The sequence below is a fragment of the Sphingomonas populi genome (genome assembly GCF_004208535.1).
Lineage (GTDB): Bacteria > Pseudomonadota > Alphaproteobacteria > Sphingomonadales > Sphingomonadaceae > Sphingomonas > Sphingomonas populi.
In genome coordinates this window covers 1-5,592 of the sequence record NZ_SGIS01000089.1, presented here as the reverse complement: position 1 = coordinate 5,592, position 5,592 = coordinate 1, and the positions used below count along the sequence as shown (strand labels likewise).

Annotated in this window: 3 protein-coding genes and 1 pseudogene; all 4 read right to left on the bottom strand. The window is 57.7% G+C overall.

Features of this window, described 5'->3' with window-relative positions; genetic code table 11:
* Positions 1 to 377: 377 nt before the first annotated feature.
* Positions 378 to 4,022, bottom strand: a complete 3,645-nt coding sequence (locus EWE75_RS23560; RefSeq protein WP_130160489.1) for a glycosyl hydrolase — start codon at positions 4,020 to 4,022, stop codon at positions 378 to 380.
* A gap of 346 nt (positions 4,023 to 4,368) precedes the next feature.
* Entirely contained in the window at positions 4,369 to 4,734 is a 366-nt protein-coding gene (locus tag EWE75_RS23550) for an alpha/beta hydrolase family protein (RefSeq protein ID WP_130160487.1), read from the bottom strand.
* 12 nt (positions 4,735 to 4,746) lie between these two features.
* Positions 4,747 to 5,133 (bottom strand): ISAs1 family transposase, encoded by a 387-nt coding sequence (locus EWE75_RS25870; protein WP_282432731.1) that lies wholly within the window; start codon positions 5,131 to 5,133, stop codon positions 4,747 to 4,749.
* 288 nt (positions 5,134 to 5,421) lie between these two features.
* Positions 5,422 to 5,592, bottom strand: a pseudogene (locus EWE75_RS25865) (IS110 family transposase); the annotation flags it as partial.

Here is a 5,592-nt window from a genome sequence, read left to right as displayed (position 1 = left end):
GCAGAAGCGTCGAAGTCGGTGCGAAGTGCGATAGGCATGGCAAACTCCAGTCCGTTTGCCATCTTGAATCAAAGCTTACCGCCGCTGGCAAGCCCTTGCGAGTCACGATCATCGAGACTTGGTATTACCCTCAGTATGTCAGGCTGGACGTCCACAAGGACACGATAGCAGTGGCGGTGGCAGAGGATGGCAAGCGCGCAGAGGTGCGCGAGCATGGCGAGATCGCCAAAACGCCGGCGGCGCTGACGAAACTGCTGGGCAAGCTTGGCGGCCCGGGGGTGGAACTTCATATTTGCTACGAGGCGGGGCCATGTGGGTATGGGATCCAGCGTCAGGCGGCGGCGGCTGAATCTGCATCGTCGATCAACCCGGGCGCGTCATGGCGCATCGAGCGCCTTAAGAACGACAGGACCGAGCAAGCCAGAAGGCCTGATTGTCGCATTGGCAGTGTAGCTAGGACCATTCGTCGTTGTGACTTTGCTGGCACCTGGCTGGGCATCGCCGATCAGCCGGTTAACCCACAAATTAGCAACCGCAACCTCAACCCGGTTCTGGCCCGTTCGCAGCGCGTTCGTTACGTCCACCGTGAAAGGTGGCTTCCACGCTATACCCATGGTTCGACCATTCACGCGGACCTCCGCCACTTCGCGAACGTCACCAAGATCAAGCACAAACCGGCGTCCCTTCAATCGCCAATTTCGCTTTATGACCAGATTTCGCGTGTAGTGGGCCGTTCCCGAGAAGAACCGCGTCGGCTTACCTGCGTCTGCCCATGATCCGAGCGGAGCAGGGCGATCCCATGCCGCCATCTCGCCCTGAGTAGGAAATGACTGGCGCCACATGCCATCAAGGGGGGTCAGTATCTCAGTCCGCAGTGTAGCAATCGTCCTCGAGGTTTTTATGCTACGCTGTCGAAGGACAATAAACACCGCTTCGTCTTGAGCCAAGTCGAGCGGTATAAATGTGCGGCCATTCTCTATATGGTAAGACGCGGCGCGGACCTCGCCGGTGTCGGCAGACCATATCTCAGGTTCGAAGCCGGTAAGTCGCAAGGAAACGTCCGTTTTCAGGCGGTGCCCCGATCTATTGGCGAAAAACCACAGCGCGCCCTCGTGCAGTTGCCGTTTAAGGACGGCAACTCCGCGATCTTCCGCAGCACTAATCTGCCAGTCACGCTCCAGCCCAATTGCTTTCAATGCTGTCTGGACGTCGATAAACACGCGTCCAGACAACGGGCCGCGCCGAGCGCCCCACAAATCATTGACAATCGCGCGAAAAGCTGCGGGATCGTCCGCGAGACTGGGCGATGCGATTGGCGCCGGCCCTACAATTACTGCTCCTGCCCTCGCCAAATTGCGAAGGCGTTGAAGGGTGCCCAACGTCATGCGTGCGCTGCTGCCACCTAACACGATCATTGCATAACGTGCGCCACCCGTAGTGATGATTGACCCATCAGAGGCGACTGAGACCGAGTTTCGAAGCGCATCGGCTCCCACAAAATCAAACCCGAAGCCTGCCGGCACGGCTACCGGAACATCGCCGTAGAGGCCGGTGATCGGTGCTTCTTCCCCTGGAAAATACGCAATTTCGGCGGCTGGACGTCCCGCCTGCAAGAGGTAGGAACTGCGCGCCAGATAGTCGGTCCAGCCACGTGCCATTGGTGCCCAAGTCTCATTGCGGCTAAAATATTGGCCAAGTAGGGGTGCCAGAGACATGCCCGGTTTGCAATCGACGAATGGCTGATGCGGCGAGGTGTGCACCATGATCCTGTTAACGCCGAGTGCAAACTCGTTGTCTGCCGTTGCCTTCAAGTCACGCGGCGCAAAGCCCCACGGCGCGCCGAATGCTGTGAAAGACTCCGCCGCTACCAAGGGCTTGCCGTACACGTGAGCAACCGACGCCGCGCCTTGGAGATCGGCGACATAAGTTGCGCGAGGCTTCTCGCCAGCAGGTATCATCCACATGGCACCCATCGGGACGTCAGCAGGAGCTCGCATTGCTAGATCATCGCCAAGCTGCGGCCGATGATCCTCAAGCGCCTCCGCATAATAAGTGAGCCCGCGCTCCTTCGCGATGGAAGCCAAAGTGCCATAATGATTTTTAGCCAGCAAATCGGAAATTGTTTGGCGATAGTCCCACAAAAACGCGTCGGATTTCTCCGCACTGTCGATGATGCGTCCTGTCAGCGTTGGAAGCCAAGGTGTTGGATCGTAACCTCTTAATCGCTTGAAATCGGATATAATGTCTTGAGTCCAATTCTGCGCGCCGGCTTCGATACTATCGCTAACGAGCCCATTCAATAGCTGCCCGTCGCCCACAGCTGCGCTGTACCGATCTAAGTAGGTTGTAGCATAGCGTCGTACGGCCGAAGCATCGAGTTTATCGACCTCAAGCCCGGCGGCTTCCTTCGGTGCGGGGCCGTTCTGGTGGCCTGTCAAAGAATAGCCTAGACGAAGCACGGTCCAGCGCCCCTGCGGAGGCGACCAATCAAGAATGCCATCGGCCGACATGTAGCGGGTTATGTCAATAACTTGGCCAGCCTTCGGCGCACGCGATCCGCTCTCCGGATCAGTTGCGATTGCATAATAATTTGGGGCTGCGGCGAAACCTGCCTTATCCTCTGCATGGTTGATCCGTCCGCTGGGTCGCAACACCCATTCAGACACCGAGAAAGTCGGCGACGGCGGGGGCCCGAGTGAGAGCGGTACAACACCCGGTGGACCACCCGCAGGCTGGATCGGACTGGTCGTCAGCCCCAAACGGAAAAAGCGCGCCTTCACTGGAGCGAACGCGACCGATCGCGCCTGCGACGTTCCCGATGGCATTGTAGCGACGGTTCTAAATGTCTTGCCATCGTCGCTCGCTTCCACGATCGCGTCGGGTGGGGGCGGCGCGCCGAAGCCTCGGCTCCCTGGAAGGCCCAAGGTTGCCGATCGCATGGTAACCGGCGTCCCATAATCGCTTAAAATCCATGCCTCAGGATGGGCCGGATCGAAGGGCAACGACATGGCCGGTCCAAACTTACCGTCGTTAAGCAATGAGAGGTCAACCCCTCCAGCGCTGCTCGTCAACACTGCAGCAACTGGTTGGTTATCGGTCAGCTCGGGAATAGCGAGAACGAGGGCATCGCGGTAGAATGGCGCGATCTCGGTGCCGCCATCAATGTCCTGAAAAGGTCCTGCCACGGAGGAAGGCAAAGGCAGCCGTGAGGTCAACCGTTTGCCACCTACAACCTGGGTTTCAGTCCAAACAAGCTTCTTCATCGCCGCGGCGGGCTCTACGAACGGCGCTCCGGTGCTGCTCCAGCCCGGCGAAGTTGCAATGGCGAAATCTAGCCCCAATTGTTTCGCAGTAGTCGCGCTTTGTTGCAACGCCTGTCGCCATTCTGGCGACATCCATATCAAACGTTTGTCGACGAGCTGTGGCGTGACGAGATTGCCTTCGAAAAGCTGCACACCGCCGATACCAGCTGCCTTCATCCATTCCAGATCGAGACGCGCGCCTTCTGCAGTCACGTTGCCATTCATCCAGTGCCACCAAACGTAAGGCCGCGATGAGGCAGGTGGATTGCGAAAACGATCGAGCGTCGGATCCTTTCCAAATGCACCGAGCGACAAAGGCGTGACAGCTGACTTCTGCTCATGCCTTACCGTTGCTACATGTTCTTGTGCCTGAGCTTCGCCAATTACCGGCACGGAAAATATAAGCGCGGCTGTCGTCAGATATCGAGTAAATCTGAACGTTGCCTGGTAGAAAAAAATATTTCTAGTCTGTGTCTGCGACGAAAAATCCAATAATCTAATTAAAACTGTCATCGGTGATTCCTCGTCGCAACAGAAATTCTCACAAGTATTTTTAATTAATGCTGTAAATATAAGAACCACTATTGACAATTGCTGCGTAAGACGCAAATGTTTGATGGCGATGAGATTGGCAGGGCAGGAGCATTGACTACCTCTCACGGAGATGACGAAATCAGTCTCTCCACATATGCGGCTGTACCGCGCAGTCAGGCTTTCCAAAATCTCATTCTCTGAATGATGGCCTATTCATTTTTTGGATGCATCGTTGTTGTAACGGTCGCGATGTGCTGTTTACGAACCAAATCCCGATGCTCGTGACTCGGAAGGGCTTGCCAGCGGCGGTGAGCTTTGATTCAAGATGGCAAACGGACTGGAGTTTGCCATGCCCATCGCACCTCGCACCTCGCACCGACTTCGACGCTTCTGCGGTAAGGGCTGCGGCGCGCAGATCGAAGGACGGCGGGCAAGCTCGGCGCCTGTTGGCGTTGGCGGCGATCTATGGGGTCACTACACGAAAGTGAGTTTTACGTACGCTAAGCGCAAACGGATGGCGAACGGCCTGGCTTTAAGGAACGGTCCCTTGTTGGGCCGAACGGCGCCCAAAACGCGCATTAATCCAAGACGCCATTCGCTCGAGCGCAACCGGCGCTACCGTTTGCTGAATATCAGCATATTCGCCGGGCGCACCCGTTTTTGCGGTCTGAAAAAGATGGTTCAAACCGGGTAACTCCACAATCGTCACGTCCCGATCGTCCTTTAGCGCGGCCTTGATCGCAGCGAGATTTTCGGTGGGGAGGACTTGCTGATCCAGGCTGCCATTCATGGCAAGCACCGGCACCTTGATTACGCGCAAATTAGGCGCCGGATAATATTGGAAGAAATAGCGAAACCAAGGACTGCCAAACTGCGCGAGGATGACCTGGGGGTCCATGCCGGGGCAGGGCTATCGCACATGGCCAAGAAGCGATGCGAGGAAGTCGTCATTCCACCCCGCGCGCTTGATTTTGGTTTTGATAGACCCTTTGGCCGGGTGCTGGCGAAGGGTGTTGAGCGCCAGTTTTCGGATGATCGCGAGATTTTGCGGGGCATTGTCTTTGCGGGCACGAGCAGCGTCTTCGAGCAGGGCGACGTCGAGCACCCAGTGGAGTTGGTTTTCGATGGTCCAGTGCGTTCTGGCGACCTCGAGCATCCGTTCTGGGGACAGCAGGGTCGATAGCAGGAAGTATCGGACGATGACCGGCTCCGGCGTGCCGGCGCGTTTGCAATAGGTCTCAACGCCACTATTTTGGCACATTGCGATGCCGTCTGGGGAGGGCGGCAACCACCCCATCTCATCTGATGATCGTTGATGTGGCGACCGGGCATCAGCGGCTTCCTCTGCGAGCGAGGAAGACGGGGATACCCGACCGACCGTGATCATCAGCGGCAACGCCCCGTCAGGAACGCGCCATCGCGAGGGGCTACGTCGGCTTCGGGCTACGCCCTCCGCCGCCGCAGCCCCTCGCGATCCTCATCCTGTTTGACGGCGCGTTCTCATCCAGATCGCCGCGCCGCAGCCCGGCATCCACCAGGACTGATCTGGTCCTGGGAGATTCCTGAAAATGGTGTCGTTATGTGCTCACGCTGCGTGCACGATAGCGCCCTCAATCACGACGCCGGAGCTGACGTACTTCCACAGGGCCACCAACAGCTTGCGGGCCAGCGCGATGATGGCGGGCTTCCTGGATCTCGGGCCGCGCTCCGTCACCCGCGTGATGAACCAGCGGCTGAGCGCGGAATCCGGTTGATG

Coding starts and splice junctions, on each gene's coding strand:
- EWE75_RS25870 (WP_282432731.1), bottom strand. CDS start 5,133: ATGGGGTGGTTGCCGCCCTCCCCAGACGGCATCGCAATGTGCCAAAAT.
- EWE75_RS23550 (WP_130160487.1), bottom strand. CDS start 4,734: ATGGACCCCCAGGTCATCCTCGCGCAGTTTGGCAGTCCTTGGTTTCGC.